The following is an 18,135-nucleotide window of genomic DNA, read 5'->3' as shown; positions in this document are numbered from 1 at the left end:
TTTGGCGGATAACGCTGCGCTCATCCGCCCTACTATCCCGCACATCGACTGAAAACGAAAAAGGCGGACCCGACTGGCCCGCCCTTTGTATCGTCCGCAATCCGGAAGATCTCAGTCCTCGGCGGTCGGGTATTCAGCGTCGGAATTGACTTCCTGCTTCGGGCCGCTGTCCTGGCCCTTGGCGGAAGGATCACGCTCGACCAGCTCGATGATCGCCATCGGGGCGGCATCGCCGTAGCGGATGCCGGCCTTCAGCACGCGGGTGTAACCACCCGTGCGGGCCTTGTACCGATCGGCCAAAGCCTCGAACAGCTTGTTGACGATGCTATCGTCGCGCAGCTGCGCATAGGCCTGGCGACGGGCATGAAGATCGCCGCGCTTGCCGAGGGTGATCAGCTTCTCGGCGACGGGCCGGAGCTCCTTCGCCTTGGGCAGCGTCGTCGTGATCTGCTCGTGCTTGATCAAAGCCACAGCCATGTTGCGGAACATGGCAAGGCGATGGGTAGACGTAACGCCGAGCTTTCGCCCGGAAACACCGTGACGCATGGTTTCAGTCCTTCGACCTGTGCGTTCAATTCATCAATAGGCGCGGAGAGGCCGTTCGTTAGAACGGCTCTTCGAGCCGGCGAGCGAGGTCTTCGATATTCTCGGGCGGCCAGCCTTGAACGTTCATCCCAAGGGAGAGGCCCATAACGGTGAGCACTTCCTTGATCTCGTTCAGCGACTTGCGGCCGAAGTTCGGCGTGCGCAGCATTTCCTGCTCACTCTTCTGAACGAGGTCACCGATATAGACGATGTTGTCGTTCTTCAGGCAGTTGGCGCTCCGCACCGAAAGTTCGAGTTCATCGACCTTGCGAAGCAGGTTGCGGTTGAAGGGCAGATCGTCCTGCGCTTCCTCAAGGCGAAGCTGCTGCGGCTCATCGAAGTTGATGAAGAGCTGCAACTGGTCCTGAAGAATACGAGCGGCGAGGGCCACGGCATCCTCGGGCGTAACGGCGCCGTTGGTCTCCAGCGTGAGCAGGAGCTTGTCGTAATCCGTCACCTGACCGACGCGGGTCGGCTCGACCTTGTAGGACACGCGCTTCACCGGCGAATAGATCGAGTCGACGGGGATAAGCCCGATCGGCGCGTCTTCCGGACGGTTGGCGGAGGCCGCGACATAGCCCTTGCCGAGGTTGACCGTGAACTCCATGCCCAGCTTCATGCCCTCGTCGAGCGTGCAGATGACGAGGTCGGGGTTCATGATCTCGATGTCATGGCCGGCCTGAATCTGCTCCGCACGCACTTCGCCCGGGCCGACGGCCGAAAGCATCATGCGCTTCGGGCCTTCGCCGTGCATCCGCAGCGCGAGCTGTTTCACGTTGAGCACAATATCCGTCACGTCCTCGCGGACACCCGGAATGGTGCTAAATTCATGCAATACGCCGTCGATCTGCACTGCGGTGACAGCAGCACCCTGCAAGGAAGACAGCAGGACGCGCCGAATCGCATTGCCCAAGGTCATGCCGAAACCGCGCTCTAGCGGCTCCGCCACGACGGTGGCGACGCAGGAGGGATCGTTACCCGACTCGAATTCGAGTTTCTCGGGCTTGATCAGCGATTCCCAATTTCTCTGCAATACCACGTTCGCCTCTTAAAAGAACAAGCCGGGTGGCGAGCCCTTAGGAGCAAAAGGGGTCGGCCACGTCGGCGACAGGACGGTCTTGGTCCGTCAGACCCGGCGACGCTTGCGCGGACGGCACCCGTTATGCGGGACCGCCGTGGTGTCGCGGATCGAGCTAACCTGGAAGCCAACGGTCTGGAGAGCGCGCAGCGCGCTCTCGCGTCCCGAGCCCGGGCCGCTGACTTCGATCTCCAACGTCTCCATGCCGTGCTCACGGGCCTTGCGGCCGGCGTCTTCGGCGGCGACCTGGGCAGCATAGGGAGTCGACTTGCGGCTACCCTTGAAGCCCTGGCTACCGGCCGACGACCAGGCAATTGTGTTGCCTTGCGCGTCCGTGATGGTCACGACCGTGTTGTTGAAGGTCGCGGCAACGTGGGCCACGCCCGAGCTGATGTTCTTGCGCTCTTTTTTACGGGGGCGCGACGTGGTCGCGGCGGGCTTCGCCATAGGTCGTAAATCCTGTCACTAGAGACGTCGGCCGCCACGGCACTGCCGGGCGGCTCGGACATCAGATGTAGCTTCGACGCGGTGGAAGAAGGGGGCGGATAACCGCCTACTTCGTCACCTTCTTCTTGCCGGCAATCGCCACGGCCTTGCCCTTGCGGGTGCGCGCATTGGTATGCGTGCGCTGGCCACGAACCGGCAGGCCACGGCGATGGCGGAGGCCGCGATAGCAGCCCAGATCCATCAGCCGTTTGATGTTCATGGAGACTTCGCGGCGAAGGTCGCCTTCGACGCGCAGCTCACGATCGATCATTTCGCGGATCTTGAGAACTTCATCGTCCGAGAGCTGGTTAACCCGGCGCTCAGATGCGATGCCAAGACGCGTGCAGATGTCCAGGGCCTTGGTCGGGCCAATGCCATAGATATAACGGAGGCTGATCACCACCCGCTTGTTGGTCGGGATATTTACCCCGGCAATACGCGCCACGCTTACACTCCTCAAACGCCAACGCGGAGAGCGTTCGGCGGGTCGTCCCGGAATGGCCGAGAAAAAAAGCCGGCCAGGGTCTTCACCCCGTCGGCGGAGGTGCGAAATAGCTCCGCACCTATTCGTGAGTCAACCGCGCCCGATCACGTTTGCGTGAGCGCATGGGTGGGTGTGCGCAGAGGCAGGGTCTGCAGCGTGGCTTCGATCGTCGCGGCAACATCCCCGATATCCGCCAGACCGTCCACCACGTGCAGCCGGTTGCGCCCTGCGTAGTAGGGCAGCAGCGGCGCCGTCTGGTGGTTGTAGGCGGCCAGGCGCGCCGAGACGACCTCCCGCTTGTCGTCCGGCCTGCGGATGAAGGCATGCGCCCCGCAGACGTCGCAGGTGTCGGCGGCCTTCGGCAGATGGAAGGCGTCGTTATAGCTGGCCCCGCAATTGGCGCAGCTGAAGCGGCCGGCGATGCGTTCAATCAGAACCGCGTCGTTCACCCGCAATTCGATCACCGCGTCGATGGCGCTGCCGCCCGCCTCCAGCATCTCGTCCAACGCTTCGGCTTGCGGCACGGTGCGGGGGAAGCCGTCGAGGATGAAGCCTTGGCTGCAATCGGGCGCCTGGATGCGGTGTTCCAGCATGGCGACGATCACCGCGTCGGGCACCAGGCCGCCGGCATCCATGATCCCTTTGGCGCGCAAGCCGATCTCAGTCCCGGCCGCGACTTCGGCCCGCAGCATATCCCCCGTGGAGATTTGGGCGATGCCGTGGCGAAGCTGAAGCCCCTTGGCCTGCGTGCCTTTTCCGGCGCCCGGAGGCCCCAGCAGGATGATGTTCACCGTAGCCTCCCTCGCCCACGGCCCCTTTTGATCAGGCCTTCATATTGGTGCGCGATGAGATGGGACTGGATTTGAGTCACCGTGTCCATAGTGACCGAGACGATAATCAGCAGGCTTGTGCCGCCAAAATAGAATGGCAGGCTGTAATGGCCGATCAGAAACTCCGGCACCAAGCACACGATGACAAGGTAGACGGCGCCGACCGTGGTCAGGCGGGTCAGGATCCGATCGAAATAGTTGGCGGTATTCGTGCCCGGTCGGATTCCAGGAATGAATCCGCCCTGTTTCTTGAGGTTGGTCGCCGTCTCCTCCGGGTTGAAGACCACGGCGGTATAGAAATAGGAGAAGAACACGATCAGGGCGGCATACAGGATCATATAGATCGGCTGGCCATGGCCGAGGCCGGCAGCAAGCCAGCGCATCCAGTTCGGGCCGGTGCCGGCGGCATGGGAAAAGCCGATGACCGTCGCGGGAATGAGCAGGATCGAACTCGCGAAGATCGGCGGAATGACGCCTGAGGTGTTGATCTTCAGCGGCATGTGGCTCGATTCGCCGCCATAGACCTTCTGGCCGACTTGGCGTTTTGGATATTGGATGACGATGCGGCGCTGCGCCCGCTCCATGAAGACCACGAAGCCGATCAGCACGACCACGCCGATGACGAAGGCCAAGACGAAGATGGGCGACAGCGCGCCCGTCTTGCCCAGCTCCAGCAGATTGGCGAGGGCAGAGGGCAGATTGGCCACGATGCCCGCGAAGATGATGAGGCTGGAGCCATTGCCCACGCCGCGCGCCGTGATCTGCTCGCCGATCCACATCAGGAACATGGTGCCGCCGACCAGCGTGATGCAGCAGGTGAAGCGGAAGAACATGCCGGGATCGATGACCGCCGGCCCCAGGCTGCCGCGCATGCTCTCAAGCCCCACGGCGATGCCGTAGGACTGGAAGATGGCGATGACCGCCGTCAGGTAGCGGGTATATTGGTTGAGGCGCCGCCGGCCGCTGTCACCTTCCTTCTTCAGGGCTTCGAGCTGAGGGATCGCCGAAGACATGAGCTGGATGATGATGCTGGCGCTGATGTAAGGCATGATGTTCAGCGCGAAGACGGTCATGCGTCCCAACGCACCGCCCGAGAACATGTCGAACATGCCCAGGATGCCGCCGCCCGTCCGCGTCATGAGTTCGCTCATGACGGTGGGGTCGATGCCGGGCACGGGGATATAGGTGCCGATCCGGAAGACGATCAACGCCCCCAGGGTAAACCAAATCCGCTTCTTCAGCTCGCTCGCCTTGGCGAAGGTGCTGAAGTTCAGATTTGCCGCGAGTTGTTCGGCCGCCGAGGCCATCCCAGGTTCCCATCAATGCGACGGGGCGTGGGTCGGACCGTCCGCCACCTGTTCGCCCGTCTTCTTTAAAGCTGTCTTCTTCAAACACACTCTTAGTCGCCGTTCAGCCTCTTACAAGCGGAGCGCCGAACACCTGTGACCAACTCGCCGCCAAGGCAGCGTCGAGTTCGGCCATGCTGACCACAATCCCCTGTGCGTGGAGGCTTGTCACCCCATACTCGCGGATGCCGCAGGGAACAATGCCCGCAAAGTGGTCGAGCATCGGCTCCAGGTTCAGGGAGATGCCGTGCCAGGTCACCCAGCGGGTGACGCGCACGCCGATGGCGCCGATCTTCGCTTCGGTTCCGGCGGCGCGATCCACCACCCAGATGCCGACGCGGCCGGCCCGGCGCTCACCTTTTATATTGAAGCGATCCAGGGTCAGGATCAGCCATTCTTCCAACCCATGGACATAGGCACGGATGTCGCGCGCCCCCACTGTGCCATGCGGCTGGTGAAGGTCGAGCATGACATAGGCCACCCGCTGGCCCGGCCCGTGATAGGTCCATTGCCCGCCGCGACCGGCCGCGAAGGTAGGAAACCGGGTCGCATCTTCCAGATCCTCGGGCCGCGCCGAACTGCCGGCGGTATAGAGGGGCGGATGCTCCACGAACCAGACCAGCTCCGGGCCGGTGTCGGCGCGGATAGCGGCGATCGTCTGCTCCATGCGGGCGATGGCATCGGGATAGGCGGTGAGGCCCTCGGCGATCTCCCACCGCGCGCCGCCACCCGAACGGGCAGCAGCCGTCATGGTTTCGCGCGACAATTCGCGCGCCGGGGCGATTGATGCCGGGTCATTCATTCGTTATACCCCGCGCCCACGATGCGGTCGTGGCGGAATGGTAGACGCGCAAGCTTGAGGTGCTTGTGGGGGCAACCCCGTGGAAGTTCGAGTCTTCTCGACCGCACCATAATTATTCACTCACAACACGAGTTGATATCGCGGCTCGGCCTTGTCGGGCCGCGCCGTTGTGTCCTTGTCGCCCAGCTGATCTTATGACCGCCTGAAGCAGGTGCTGTTCAAGGCACCGACGGGAGGAAGCGTGGACGATAATCTCCGCAAGGCGGCGCTGGACTATCATCGTTATCCCCGCCCCGGAAAACTGGCCATTGAGCCGACGAAGCGCATGGCAACCCAGCGCGATCTCGCTCTGGCCTATTCGCCCGGCGTCGCCGCCGCCTGCCAGGCCATCGTCGCCGACAAGGATAACGCCAAGCTCTATACCGCCCGGGGCAACCTGGTCGGCGTCATTTCCAACGGCACCGCCGTGCTCGGCCTCGGCAATATCGGGGCGCTCGCCTCCAAGCCGGTGATGGAAGGCAAGGCGGTCCTTTTCAAGAAATTCGCGGGCATCGACGTCTTCGACATCGAAGTCGATGCCGCCGATCCGGACCGCTTTTGCGACGTGGTCGCGGCTTTGGAGCCGACCTTCGGGGCCATCAACCTTGAGGATATCAAGGCCCCCGAATGCTTCTTTATCGAAGCCGAGCTGCGTCGGCGCATGAACATTCCGGTCTTCCATGACGATCAGCATGGCACCGCCATCACCGTCGCCGCCGCCGTGACCAATGGCCTCCTGCTGCAGGGCAAGACCCTGGCGGACATCAAGGTCGTGACTTCCGGCGCCGGCGCCGCCGCCCTCGCCTGCATCGATCTGCTGGTGACGATGGGCCTCAAGGTCGAGAACGTCACGCTGACGGATATCGACGGCGTCGTGCATCGCGGCCGCAACGGAATGGGCCCGAATCTCGCCCGCTACGCGAAGGACACCGACCTGCGGACGCTGGAGCAGGTGCTGGACGGCGCCGACCTGTTTCTCGGCCTGTCCGCCCCGGGCGTGTTGAAGCGCGAGTGGCTGTCCAAGCTGGCAGCCCGGCCCGTGATCATGGCGCTCGCCAATCCTGAGCCCGAAATCCTGCCCGAATACGTTCGCCAAGACCGGCCCGACGCCATCATCGCCACCGGTCGTAGCGACTACCCCAACCAGGTCAACAACGTCCTGTGTTTCCCCTTCATCTTCCGCGGCACGCTCGATTGCGGTGCCACGACGATCAATGAAGAGATGAAGATGGCGGCGGTGGAGGCCCTGGCGGGCCTCGCGCGACGCGAAGCGAGTGAGACGGTGGTGACCGCCTATGGCGGCGCCGCGCCGATTTTCGGCTCCGACTATATCATTCCCAAGCCCTTCGACCCCCGCCTGATCCTGGAGATCGCGCCCGCCGTCGCCCGCGCCGCCCATGCCAGCGGCGTGGCGCGGTTCCCGATCGCGGATTTCGTCGCCTATAAAAGAGAGCTGGAGCGGTTCACCTATCGCGCCGGTCAGCTCATGAGCCCGGTCATTCTCGCGGCGCAGAACACGCTGCGGAGCATCGTCTATGGTGCGGGTGAGGACGAGCGGGTGCTGCGCGCCGTGCAGACGGTGGTCGATGACGGCATTGCCAAGCCGATCCTGCTCGGCACCCGCGCCGGGATCGAACGCCGCGTGCGGGAGATGGGTCTGCGCCTCGACCTCGACCATGCCGTGACGATCATCGACCCCGCGACCGAGACCGAGATGTTCGCGCCCATGCTGAAGAAATACCAGACACTTGCGGGACGTCGGGGCGTGCCACCGGATGCGGCGGCCTTCCGGCTGCGCACCCACCATAGCATTGCGGCCGCGATGATGGTGTCCGAGGGGCTAGCCGATGCGGCGCTCTGCGGCGGCTACGGCGATTGGTGGAAGCACCTGCAATATGCCTTGCCGATCATGCCGCGCCGGCCCGGCTGCTCGCGCATCTATGCGCTCACGGCCATCATTCTTCAGGAAGGCACGGTGTTCTTCTGCGACACGCATATGAATGTCGATCCGACCGACGAGCAGATCGCCGAAATGACCGCACTGGCCGCCGAGGCGGTGGAATCCTTCGGCCTTGTGCCGAAGGTGGCCCTGCTGTCGCATTCCTCCTTCGGATCAAGCAATAGCGAGTCGGCGCGCAAGATGCGCCGCGCCCTGGCGCTGATCCGCGCGCGCGCGCCGGGTCTGGAAGTCGACGGCGAAATGCAGGCGGATGCCGCCTTGGCCGAGGCGACGCGGACGCGCGCCGTCGCTGATAGCCCGCTGACGGGGACCGCCAACCTTCTGGTCTTCCCGACGCTCGACGCCGCCAATATCGCGTTCAATCTGATCAAGGTTGCGGGAGACGGATTACAGGTTGGGCCGCTTCTGCTGGGTCTCGCCAAGCCCATTCATATTCTGGTGCCCACGGCCACGGCCCGCGCTATCATCAACATCAGCGCGGTAGCGGCAGCGGAAGCGAATTCTACGTGATAGAGTCGTTGCGAAACGGGAGGGTTGGAGGCTTGTTGCTCTATTCGAAGCCTGCCACTCATTAACTTTTAAACCCGCCCCATATCAGTCCCGATATCCTGCGATCCCCTGACCCGAGGTAGACGATGTCCTTCAAACCGTTGCGCAAAGCGGTCCTCCCGGTGGCCGGCCTGGGAACGCGTTTCCTTCCGGCAACGAAATCGATGCCGAAGGAAATGCTGACCGTCGTCGATCGGCCCTTGATCCAATATGCGGTCGATGAGGCGCGGGCGGCTGGGATCGAGCAGTTCTGCATGGTGACCGGCCGTGGCAAGACCGCGCTGATCGACCATTTCGACGTGTCGTATGAGCTGGAAGCGACGCTGAAGGCGCGCAGCAAGCTCGAAGCGCTTGAGGCCCTCGAAGCACTGCGGTTGCAGCCGGGCGCCATCACCACCGTGCGTCAGCAGGAGCCTTTGGGCCTGGGCCATGCCATCTGGTGCGCGCGCACCTTCATCGGTGACGACCCCTTCGCCATTTTGCTGCCCGACGACTTGGTGCTGTCCAAGACGCCCTGCATGCAGCAGCTCGCGGATGCCTATAAGGAAACCGAGGGCAGTGTCGTCGCGGTGGTCGAAGTGCCCCCCGATCAGACCAATAAATACGGCATCCTGAAGACCGGCAGCGATGACGGACGCCTGGTCGAGGTGACCGGCCTGGTGGAGAAGCCGAAGCCCGCCGATGCGCCGTCCAACCTGTCGATCATCGGCCGCTATGTCCTGCTGCCGGAAGTGCTCGGCTATTTGACGAAGATGGAGCGCGGCGCCGGTAATGAGGTGCAGCTGACGGATGCGATGGCGAAGATGATCGGCCATTCGCCGTTTCATGGCCTGCGCTTCGAAGGCGAGCGTTTCGATTGCGGCGACAAGATCGGCTTCCTGGAAGCGCAGATCGCCTTCAGCCTCGAACGGCCGGATCTGGCCGACGACGTGCGCGCCTTCCTCAAGAAATACATTTCCGAAATCGCGTAAGAGTTGGGCCGATGACATTTTCCCATAGCTTCGACCCGACCTCCCTGCGGGAATACGATATCCGGGGCGTCGTCGGCAAAACGCTTAATCCTGCGGATGGTTTCGCGATTGGCCGTACCTTCGGCAGCATGATCGCCCGCAAGGGCGGCAATACCGTGGCCGTTGGCTATGACGGCCGCACGCATTCGCCGGATTTGGAGCAGCCTTTGGTCGAGGGTCTCAAGGCCTCCGGCATGAACGTCATCCGTGTCGGCCGTGGTCCGACGCCATTGCTGTATTTCGCAGCCTTCACCCGCGATACCGATGGCGCCGTCATGGTCACGGGCAGCCACAATCCGCCGGAATATAACGGCTTCAAGATGATGATCGGCCGCAAGCCGTTTTTCGGCGCGGACATCACTGAACTCGGTCGGCTCTCTGCCGCCGGGGATGTGGTTGCCGAGACGACCGGTCATGAAAAAGATTTGGACATCACGGACGACTATGTCGCGCGTCTGGCGCGGGATTGGGATGGCGGGGACCAGAAGCTCAAGATCGTCTGGGACAATGGCAACGGTGCCGCCGGAGAAGTGTTGCAGAAGCTCATCCACCACATTCCGGGTGAGCATACTGTTCTCTATGCCGATATCGACGGCCGTTTCCCCAACCACCATCCGGACCCCACGGTTCCGAAGAACCTCGAAGTGCTGATCAAGACGGTCAAGGACAAGGGCGCCGACCTCGGCATCGCCTTCGATGGCGATGCGGACCGCATCGGCGCGGTCGATGGCGAGGGCAATATCCTGTTCGGGGACCAGTTGCTCGTCATCCTGGCGCGCGATGTGCTGAAGTCCTACCCCAGGGGCATCATTATTTCCGACGTCAAGGCGAGCCAGGTCCTGTTCGACGAAATCGCCCGCGCGGGCGGCACGCCGCTGATGTGGAAAACCGGTCACAGCCTGATCAAGGCGAAGATGGCCGAGACGGGCTCGCCGTTGGCGGCCGAAATGTCTGGGCATGTCTTCTTCGCGGATAAGTGGTTCGGCTTTGACGATGCGCTGTATGCCGCCATCCGCTTGCTGGGCATCGTGGCGCGGTCACCGCTGAGCCTTGCCGAACTGCGCGGCGCCCTGCCGGCGGTGGTGAATACCCCGGAACTGCGGTTCGACTGTGCCGATGAACGCAAGTTCGGCGTCATCGCGGAAGTGGCGGCGCGGCTGAGTGCGTCGGGTGCCAAGGTTTCCGATATCGACGGCGTTCGCGTCACGACGGCGGACGGCTGGTGGTTGCTACGGGCCTCCAATACCCAGTCTGTGCTCGTCGCCCGTGCCGAGGCGAAGAACGAGCAAGGGCTGGAGCGGCTGAAGGCCGCGCTCGCCGAGCAGCTCCAAGCCTCCGGCCTCGCGGCGCCAGATTTCACGGGTGCGTCTTCGGGTCACTAAACCCGCGTGCTGATCTTTCTGTACGGCTCTCTCCGCGATCCGACCCTGCTCGGGCAGATCGCCGGGGATCCGCGGATCGGCCGCACCCTTCGTCCGGCGCGGCTGGAGGGATGGACCCGCGTCCATATCGGCAATTGGGGCGCCCGCTATGCCTCGGTCAGCCGGTCACGCGGCGCGGCGGTCTCAGGCTTCGTGGCGCATCTTACGGCCGCCGCCCAACCCCGGTTGATCGCCTATGAGGGCAGTGCCTATACCTTAAAGCGCGTGCGTGTTGTGGTTGACGGCAAACCCCGTATTGCGGGGGTTTGGGTGGCGCGCGCTGTGACCAAGCGACTCTGGACTGATCTGGCGGACCCCTTGCGGGCGCGGGTCGAGCGATCGACGACGCGCCACGCGTAGGGCGGGACGAAACCCGGTCTAATTCTCGCCCTGAGCGAGCGTATAGCCATCGACCCCATCGAACCGCTGCAGCTTCTCCAAATGCATCCAGTGATGCCCGGCACTGATCCGGCCGATGAGCTGCGCGATCTCGGCGTCGGCATTGCCCGTCGGCGCGGACAGCATGAAGCGGCAGCGGAACAGATCGACCAGGAACGGCTTGCCGGTTCGCGCTGGCCAGACCTGGGCGCCGCGATTTTCGATCATCTTCAAGGTGAAGGCCGAGCCGCCGATCACCGCCTGCAACGACGCCGCAAGGGCTTCGGGCGCCGCATCGGTCTCGACAAAGACATCGAGGCCCACCGTCTCATGCAGGGTCGGGCGGTGCCACACGACATCCGGCCAGACCGGCATCTGGAGCGGCTGATACTGGCGCGACGGGTAGCGGCTGACCCGGCCGAGATTGGCGATCACCTGCTCGGTAAAGGCGGTGGTGCCGACGCCGGTACCCTTGGGCGCCACATCCCCGGTCAGGTTGCGGCCTTCCTCCAGCGTCACGAGCAGCGCCTGCTCGACCTTTTCGGCGGCTGTGAAGTCGCGGATATGGCGCAGCATCATGACCGTGGACAGCAGCAGGGCGGTCGGGTTGGCGAGGTCCTTGCCAGCGATTTGCGGGGCGGACCCGTGCACCGCCTCGAACATCGCCGCGCTGTCACCGATATTTGCGGATTGCGCAACGCCCAGGCCGCCGACCAGGCCGGCTGCCAGATCGCTGATGATGTCGCCGTTCATGTTCGTGGCGACGATGACATCAAACTGTTCCGGGGCGATCACGAGCTGATGGGCGCAATTGTCGATGATCATATGCGTGGGCGTGACCGAGGCGTATTCGGGCGAAACGCGCTCAAACACGCGCTTCATCATGCCCTCGGTCATTTTCATGATATTCGCCTTGGTGGCGCAGACGAGGCGCGAGCGGGCCTCGGCCTGGGTCAGGGCGAAAGCGAGGCGGATGATCCGCTCCGATCCGGGCTCGGTAATGAGCTTAAGGCATTGGGCGGCGCCGGCGGTCTGCATATGCTCGATGCCGGTATAGAGGTCCTCGACGTTCTCGCGCACGATGACGAGGTCGATGCCGCGGCCGCTGAAGGGCGTCGTGATGCCAGGCAGCTCACGCACCGGGCGGATATTGGCATAAAGCTCGAAGAACTTGCGCAGGGTGACGTTGGCGGACTTGCCGCCGAAACCCACGGGCGTCTCGAGCGGTCCTTTCAGGACCAAGCCAGTGCGGGCGATGCTGTCCAGCGTGTCCTGCGGCACGCCGGAGGCGATGCCACGGCGGAAGACTTCAGCGCCGGCTTCGGCCTCTTCCCAGGTGATCATCGCGCCCGCGGCGGCCAGGATGCGCTGGACGGCCCGCATGACCTCGGGCCCGATTCCATCGCCTGCGATGGCGGTGATGGTCGTCTGGGTCGCGGGGAAAACCGTCCCGACCGACTTGCTGAGAACATCCATATCGAACCTCGTCGCATCATTTGCTAGCGGTGGGTTTTTGCGCGCCGCTGGGTTATGCTGCCAGCGTTTATGACGCTGACGCTCCCATGCGCCCTTATCATGCAGTGCAGCATAGAGTTCGGTCGGACATCAGCCGCTCCAAGCGCGCGTGCTTGCTAAGGGAGGAAAGACGACTTTGAGCCTCACGCAGGATGCGCCGGTCGTCACCTCCTACCCCGACAATCTGAACCCTGACTTGCTGGACCGCATCCCGGCCGATGCCAAGGTCGTGCTCGATGTCGGATGTCATATGGGCTTGCTGGGGGCGGTGCATCGCCGGCGCAACCCCCGCGTGCGCTACCTCGGCGTCGATACCGACATTGCCGCCCTTCGGGTCGCCGCGACCCGGCTGTCGGAGGTGGCGCTTCTGGATGTCGAAACCGGGCCGCTGCCCTTCGAGGTTCCCGGCGGTTATGACTGTATCATCTATGGCGATGTGCTGGAGCATCTGAAGGATCCGTGGAGGATTCTGCGTGAGCATGCGGCGTTGTTGAGCGAGACGGGCGTCATGCTAATCTGCGTGCCGAACGTCGGCCATTGGAGTGTTGCGCGCCGTCTGATCGACGGCACCTTCGACTATGATGACAGCGGCATACTCGACCGCACACATCTGCGCTGGTTCACCCAGGAGACGATGCGCAAAGCCTTGCTTGGGGCGGGCCTGACCCTGTGTGACGTCACGGCCCGGATTTTCGATCGCGAAGGCCCGGCGCATTTCGCCGATGCGATCGCTGAGACTTTGGCGCGGCTTGGTGTGTCCCGCGAGAGCTATATCTCCCGCTCGGCGCCGCTGCAGTATGTCTGGCGTGCAAGACGCGTGGAGCAACCGCGTTTCGCGGTGCGCGGCACCATGTTGAGCCCTTATGCGGGGGTGAGCGACATTCGCGTCATTCACCCGTTCCGGGCCTTGCAGACCGATGCCTCCGTCATCGTGCAAGTGGGGGAGCTGGATAAGTTTCCGCAACCCACGGTTGACCTGCCGGCGATCTGCATTCTGCATCGACCCCTGCTCGTGGGTGAGGAAGGGCTGGCGATCTTCCGCTACCTGCTGCGACGCGGCTTCCTGGTGGTGACCGAATTCGATGACCTGCCGGATTTTCTGCCCGGTCTGAGAGACGATAACCTGATGAACTTCCGCGCGGCGCATGCCGTGCAGACGAGCACCAATGTGCTGGCCGAGACGTTGCGTGAGCAGAATCCCGAAGTCAGGGTCTTCCGCAACGGCATCATGCAATTGATGCCGCCTATGAATTTCAAATCGAACGACACGATGACGCTGTTCTTCGGGGCGCTCAACCGGCAGCAGGACTGGGAGCCTTACATGCCGGCCCTGAACGCCGCCGCCGCCGCGCTCGGTTCGCGCCTGCAATTCAGCGTCGTCAACGATCAGGCATTTTTTGAGGCGTTGGAAACGCCGCACAAATCCTTCACGCCGCTCTGCGATTACCAGACCTATGTCGGTTTGCTCGCGCAGTGCGAGATCAGCTTCATGCCGCTGCGCGATACGCCCTTCAACAGGGCGAAGTCCGACCTCAAGTTTATCGAAGCCGGTGGGGCGCGGGCTGTCGCCCTGGCCAGCCCCATCGTCTATGCGGGTTCGATCGAGGATGGCGTCAACGGTCTGATCTTCCGCGATGGGGAGGAGCTGTATGATCGCCTGGTCAGGCTCGTTCAGATGCCGGCACTCGCCCTTCCGTTGGCGGAGTCGGCGCGACACCTGATCGCCACGACCCGGATGGATGCCTATCAGATGGCCGATCGCGTGCTGTGGTATCGCAGCCTGATCCAGCGGCGCGACGTCTTGACCCGCGCCTTGCTGGAACGGGTGCCTGCACTTGCGACCTGAAGGGAAAGGCCGTGGACGATAGTCCGATCGTCGACGACCTCTGGCTCTACCCCGTCAAGGCCTTGCGCGGCTATGCGCGCGATACGGTCGATGTCGCAATCTGGGGTTTCGAGCACGATCGCCGCTGGATGGTGGTGCAGCCCGACGGCACCTTTCTGACGCAGCGGGCGCTGCCAATCATGGCGCGCGTCGGGGCCCATGCCGGGCCCGGCGGGCTGATCCTGTCGTCAGACGATGCGCCCGCAATGACGGTGCCGATCCCCAAAGCCTCGGCCGAACGGCGGCAGGTCATGGTCTGGAGCGACCCTGTGCCGGCGCTCGATGCGGGTCCGGACGCGGCGGCCTGGCTGAGCGATCGGCTCGGCCTCCCCTGCGGCCTGGTTTATATGGACGATATGGATGTGCGGCCGGTGGACCCGGCCTTCGGCGCGCCGGGTGACCGCGCGGCCTTCAGTGACGGCTTCCCCGTGTTGTTGACGAATCTCGCCTCCCTCGATGCCCTCAACCAGGAACTCGACCATCCGATCGGCATGACCCGGTTTCGGCCCAATATCGTCGTCAGTGGCCTCTCCGCCTGGGAAGAAGATCGCTGGAAGCGTATCCGCATCGGCGATGTCACCTTCCGCGTGGCCAAGCCATGCGCCCGGTGTGCGGTCACGACGGTGGATCAAACCACTGGGGAGAGACCGGACAAGACCGAGCCACTGCGCGCCTTGGGGCGCATCCGGCGGGCCCAGGGCGGCGTGATGTTCGGCCAGAATTTGATCCCCGATGGACCCGGCCGGATCGCGATCGGCGACCGCATCACGGTGCTCGAGGCCGGGGAGAGCAATCTGCGCCCAATCCCACCAAAGGACGTGGGATGACCGAACCGGACGAGACACCGGAGGCACCACCTGGGCTGACCGAGGAACAGGTCGAGCTTTTGTATTACGGTGCGGCGCGAGATGGCCGGGAAGAATTGCTGGCGGAGTTTCTGCGCCAGGGCGTGGACCCAAACCGGCCCAACAGCCGTGGCTTTCCGCCCATCATTCTCGCCTCGTACAATGGCCATGCCGGTGTGGTCGAGCTTCTGTTGAAGGCGGGCGCCGATGTCGATGCGCGGGATGCCAAGGGCGCGACCGCACTCGCCGGCGTCGCTTTCAAGGATGAGCGGGAGATTGCGGCGCGGCTGATCGCGGCTGGTGCGGCGGTGGATGCCCGCAACGACATGGGCCGCACGCCGCTGATGTTCGCCGTCATGTTCGGGCGCGCGGCGATGGTCGATCTGTTGCTCGAATCCGGTGCCGATCCCGGCCTCGCGGACGAGGAAGGCCGGACGGCGCTCGATCTTGCGACCGGCCAAAGCGACCCGACGATCTATGATCGGCTGAAGAGCGAGGTTTAGAAAAGGCTGGCGCTCCAACCTAAGCTGTCACCCGCGGACTTGATCCGCGGGCCTGCCCGTTGCGGCGCCCTGACGATGTGTGGGCGTCGCAACGGGTCGGTCCCACGATCAAGTCGGGGATGACGAGAAAAAGCTACCCCTCGCGGGTGCCGGTGCCGGGTCGCTGGATCATCGCCATCACTTCCCGTCGTGTCGCATCATTGGTGCGGAAAGCGCCGAGCATCCGGCTGGTGGTGAGGCTGGTGCCGGGACGATGCACCCCGCGCGTCGTCATGCATTGATGCACCGCCTCAATCACGACGGCGACGCCCAAGGGCTGCAACACCTCGTCGATCGTATTGGCGATTTGCGCCGTCATCTTTTCCTGGATTTGCAGGCGGCGGGCATAGGCATCGACCACGCGCGCCAGCTTGCTGATGCCGACGACGCGCGTGCGCGGAAGATAGGCGACATGGGCGCGGCCGATGATCGGCGCCATGTGATGTTCGCAACAGCTCTCGAAGCGAATATCACGCAGCAGAACGATCTCGTCATAGCCTTCGGTCTCGGAGAAGGTGCGCGTCAGCAGCGAAACGGGGTCGATGGTATAGCCACCGAAATACTCCCCATACGCGCGGGTGACACGCCCGGGCGTGTCACGCAACCCTTCGCGGGTCGGGTCTTCGCCCGCCCAGCGCAGCAGGGTACGAACGGCTGCTTCTGCCTCCTCCTGGCTCGGTCGATCGATGTTTGTCGAGGGCGTCGGTATCTGCGTGTCCAAGGCTTGGCTCCGTCAAAGGCGGCGGGATTAGAAGCGCCCTGAGGCGCGTATGCAACTGGACCAGACGGCCTACTCACGTTTTGTTGCGCTAGTGCTTTTTTCTAAGGGTTGAGCCGTCAAAACCATCGCCCCTCAGCACCGATATGGTCATCATCGGAAAGCCTGCAAACAGGATCGGCAAAGACGGCAGGACCGTCAGGTGGGCGAATAAGGGTGAAAAGCGGGCGGCGAGTTCCGCGGGGTCCGAACGCGGCACCAGCATGAGGATCGGTCGTCCGGCAAATCGCGCAGGCGGCGCCAAAATGCCGTATTCTCGAGCGTCCGCCACCAGGATCACCACCGGAATGGTGCCGCCGAGTTCGTAGTCGATCTTGCCGGCATCGCTCCACCGGGTGACGCCGATCACCAGGCCCGGTGTTGTCAGCAAGCCCCGCGCCTCCAGCTCCGGCTTCAGGCCGCTCCAGTTCACCGCCCCCGCGACATCGCCGGCATGGGCGAGGACGCGCGGCCCGAAAAGGGCCGAGACCCAGTTCAGGCGCATTTCACTGCCGGCAAGGGCCAGCACGACCAGCAGGAACGCGGCGGTGCCGATCATCGTCCGGCGCAGCCTCGGCGCGCCGAGGGCCATGCGGCGGGAGATTTCGGCGCCGAGCAGGGGAAACAGCATCAGCGTGCCGGGGGTCGACCAGTGGAACAGGATATGGCGGGACGACCAGAGGGCGACGATCGCGAATAACAGGATGGGGGTCGCCGCCAGCAGGGCGAGCAGCCAGCCACGCGGCTCGGTCGGACCACGCCGCAGGGCGCGCAGCCAGAGCAGGATCAGTGGCAGCCAGATCCAGGGCAGGACGAACAAGGCCTCCCCCGCCCAGACGCCGAAGGGGGCCAAGGGCTGGAAGCGAAGACCGCCCGCGCGGCTGCCCTGGAAGGCGAAGGAGGCCCAGCCATGGGCGAGGTTCCAGACGATGACCGGGCTGAAGATGAGGACCGCGACCAATCCAGCGACCCAGGGCTCGGGCCGCCCCAGCCAGGTGCGGCCATGGCGGGTTGTCAGCAGGAAGGCGGGCAGTCCGATCAGCACCAGCGCCGCATTGTATTTGGACAGCATGGCAAGGCCGGCGAAGAGGCCCGCGCCGAGCCAGTTCAGCCAGGTGTTGCGACAGGGCACGACACCCACCGCTCGCGCCGCAAAGATCGCGAAGCCGAGGAGCGCGCAGTCGAGTGGGCCATCCGGCAGCACCCAGCCGCCGGCTGTGATGGCATAGACGGGCGAGAGGTTGAGGATGACGGCGGCCCAAAGCCCGGCCCGCGCGTCGAACAGATCGGTCGTCAGCCGCGCCATCAGCCAGGTGGTGAGCGCGAAGAGCAGGATGAACGGCATGCGGACGACCACCGGCGCGTCGCTGCCGGTCAGGCTCATCGCCGCATGGGTCAGCCACCAGGACACCGGGGGGTGGTCGTAATAGGACAGGGCGAGATGGCGGCTGGCCGCGACCATATAGGTCTCGTCCACGCCGAGTCCCAAGGCCCAGCCCATCACGAGACGGATCAGGCCGGTGGCGACAATCAGGAGAAGAAGAGGGTTCAGGGGTTTTGTCCTGCACGCGTCGTCGGGAATTGCTCCAGGTCACCCTCATTCGTCATCCCCCGACTTGATCG

General features: G+C 63.9%; 17 protein-coding genes and 1 tRNA gene. 8 read left to right on the top strand and 10 right to left on the bottom strand.

What is annotated here, in order from left to right:
* Window positions 1-111 precede the first annotated feature (111 nt).
* From rplQ to lipB, 7 genes are all read right to left on the bottom strand, one after another.
* The gene (rplQ, locus tag QP803_RS18500; protein ID WP_284944954.1) at window positions 112-546 is read right to left on the bottom strand and encodes a 50S ribosomal protein L17; all 435 of its coding nucleotides are present in this window, start codon (window positions 544-546) and stop codon (window positions 112-114) included.
* A 58-nt stretch (window positions 547-604) separates the two neighbouring features.
* On the bottom strand, window positions 605-1,624 hold the full coding sequence (locus QP803_RS18495; RefSeq protein ID WP_284944953.1) for a DNA-directed RNA polymerase subunit alpha: 1,020 nt from the start codon (window positions 1,622-1,624) through the stop codon (window positions 605-607).
* An 87-nt stretch (window positions 1,625-1,711) separates the two neighbouring features.
* Window positions 1,712-2,110 (bottom strand): 30S ribosomal protein S11, encoded by a 399-nt coding sequence (rpsK, locus tag QP803_RS18490; RefSeq protein ID WP_284944952.1) that lies wholly within the window; start codon window positions 2,108-2,110, stop codon window positions 1,712-1,714.
* Between the two features lie 106 nt (window positions 2,111-2,216).
* Window positions 2,217-2,594 (bottom strand): 30S ribosomal protein S13, encoded by a 378-nt coding sequence (rpsM, locus tag QP803_RS18485; protein WP_284944951.1) that lies wholly within the window; start codon window positions 2,592-2,594, stop codon window positions 2,217-2,219.
* A gap of 143 nt (window positions 2,595-2,737) precedes the next feature.
* Window positions 2,738-3,424, bottom strand: a complete 687-nt coding sequence (locus tag QP803_RS18480) for an adenylate kinase (protein ID WP_284944950.1) — start codon at window positions 3,422-3,424, stop codon at window positions 2,738-2,740.
* Complete coding sequence (gene secY / locus QP803_RS18475; RefSeq protein ID WP_284944949.1) at window positions 3,421-4,770, bottom strand: preprotein translocase subunit SecY; 1,350 nt, start codon at window positions 4,768-4,770, stop codon at window positions 3,421-3,423. Before secY ends, QP803_RS18480 begins: the two co-directional genes overlap by 4 nt.
* A 103-nt stretch (window positions 4,771-4,873) precedes the next feature.
* Window positions 4,874-5,560 (bottom strand): lipoyl(octanoyl) transferase LipB, encoded by a 687-nt coding sequence (gene lipB / locus QP803_RS18470; RefSeq protein WP_284947956.1) that lies wholly within the window; start codon window positions 5,558-5,560, stop codon window positions 4,874-4,876.
* Between the two features lie 74 nt (window positions 5,561-5,634).
* Here lipB and QP803_RS18465 point away from each other — a divergent pair.
* From QP803_RS18465 to QP803_RS18445, 5 genes are all read left to right on the top strand, one after another.
* A tRNA-Leu gene (locus QP803_RS18465) sits at window positions 5,635-5,720 on the top strand.
* 132 nt (window positions 5,721-5,852) lie between these two features.
* On the top strand, window positions 5,853-8,120 hold the full coding sequence (locus QP803_RS18460) for an NADP-dependent malic enzyme (protein WP_284944948.1): 2,268 nt from the start codon (window positions 5,853-5,855) through the stop codon (window positions 8,118-8,120).
* Between the two features lie 125 nt (window positions 8,121-8,245).
* A complete protein-coding gene (gene galU / locus QP803_RS18455; RefSeq protein ID WP_284944947.1) occupies window positions 8,246-9,130 on the top strand; it encodes a UTP--glucose-1-phosphate uridylyltransferase GalU in 885 nt (294 codons plus the stop codon).
* Between the two features lie 11 nt (window positions 9,131-9,141).
* Complete coding sequence (gene pgmG / locus QP803_RS18450) at window positions 9,142-10,551, top strand: phosphoglucomutase/phosphomannomutase PgmG (RefSeq protein ID WP_284944946.1); 1,410 nt, start codon at window positions 9,142-9,144, stop codon at window positions 10,549-10,551.
* Between the two features lie 6 nt (window positions 10,552-10,557).
* The gene (locus QP803_RS18445; RefSeq protein ID WP_284944945.1) at window positions 10,558-10,950 is read left to right on the top strand and encodes a gamma-glutamylcyclotransferase family protein; all 393 of its coding nucleotides are present in this window, start codon (window positions 10,558-10,560) and stop codon (window positions 10,948-10,950) included.
* An 18-nt stretch (window positions 10,951-10,968) separates the two neighbouring features.
* On the opposite strand, the gene QP803_RS18440 is transcribed toward QP803_RS18445, so the two are convergent.
* A complete protein-coding gene (locus QP803_RS18440) occupies window positions 10,969-12,444 on the bottom strand; it encodes an NADP-dependent isocitrate dehydrogenase (protein ID WP_284944944.1) in 1,476 nt (491 codons plus the stop codon).
* A gap of 175 nt (window positions 12,445-12,619) precedes the next feature.
* On the opposite strand from QP803_RS18440, the gene QP803_RS18435 reads away from it, so the two are divergent.
* The 3 genes from QP803_RS18435 to QP803_RS18425 are packed head-to-tail and all read left to right on the top strand — an operon-like array spanning window position 12,620 to window position 15,716.
* Window positions 12,620-14,329: a methyltransferase domain-containing protein gene (locus QP803_RS18435; RefSeq protein ID WP_284944943.1), complete on the top strand. Its 1,710-nt coding sequence runs from the start codon at window positions 12,620-12,622 to the stop codon at window positions 14,327-14,329.
* Between the two features lie 11 nt (window positions 14,330-14,340).
* Window positions 14,341-15,195, top strand: a complete 855-nt coding sequence (locus QP803_RS18430) for an MOSC domain-containing protein (RefSeq protein ID WP_284944942.1) — start codon at window positions 14,341-14,343, stop codon at window positions 15,193-15,195.
* The gene (locus QP803_RS18425; protein WP_284944941.1) at window positions 15,192-15,716 is read left to right on the top strand and encodes an ankyrin repeat domain-containing protein; all 525 of its coding nucleotides are present in this window, start codon (window positions 15,192-15,194) and stop codon (window positions 15,714-15,716) included. Before QP803_RS18430 ends, QP803_RS18425 begins: the two co-directional genes overlap by 4 nt.
* A gap of 133 nt (window positions 15,717-15,849) precedes the next feature.
* Here the strand turns inward: QP803_RS18425 and folE are convergent, their stop codons facing one another.
* Both folE and QP803_RS18415 read right to left on the bottom strand, forming a co-directional pair.
* Complete coding sequence (gene folE, locus QP803_RS18420) at window positions 15,850-16,476, bottom strand: GTP cyclohydrolase I FolE (RefSeq protein WP_284944940.1); 627 nt, start codon at window positions 16,474-16,476, stop codon at window positions 15,850-15,852.
* Window positions 16,477-16,564: 88 nt separating this feature from the next.
* Window positions 16,565-18,013 carry a glycosyltransferase family 39 protein gene (locus tag QP803_RS18415; RefSeq protein ID WP_284947955.1) on the bottom strand — a complete coding sequence of 483 codons (1,449 nt, stop codon included), beginning with the start codon at window positions 18,011-18,013 and terminating at the stop codon, window positions 16,565-16,567.
* Window positions 18,014-18,135: the final 122 nt, after the last annotated feature.

Source organism: Acidisoma sp. PAMC 29798, assembly GCF_030252425.1.
GTDB lineage: Bacteria > Pseudomonadota > Alphaproteobacteria > Acetobacterales > Acetobacteraceae > Acidisoma > Acidisoma cladoniae.
The sequence above is the reverse complement of the archived record's forward strand: the minus strand, read 5'-3'. Positions and strand labels throughout refer to the sequence as shown.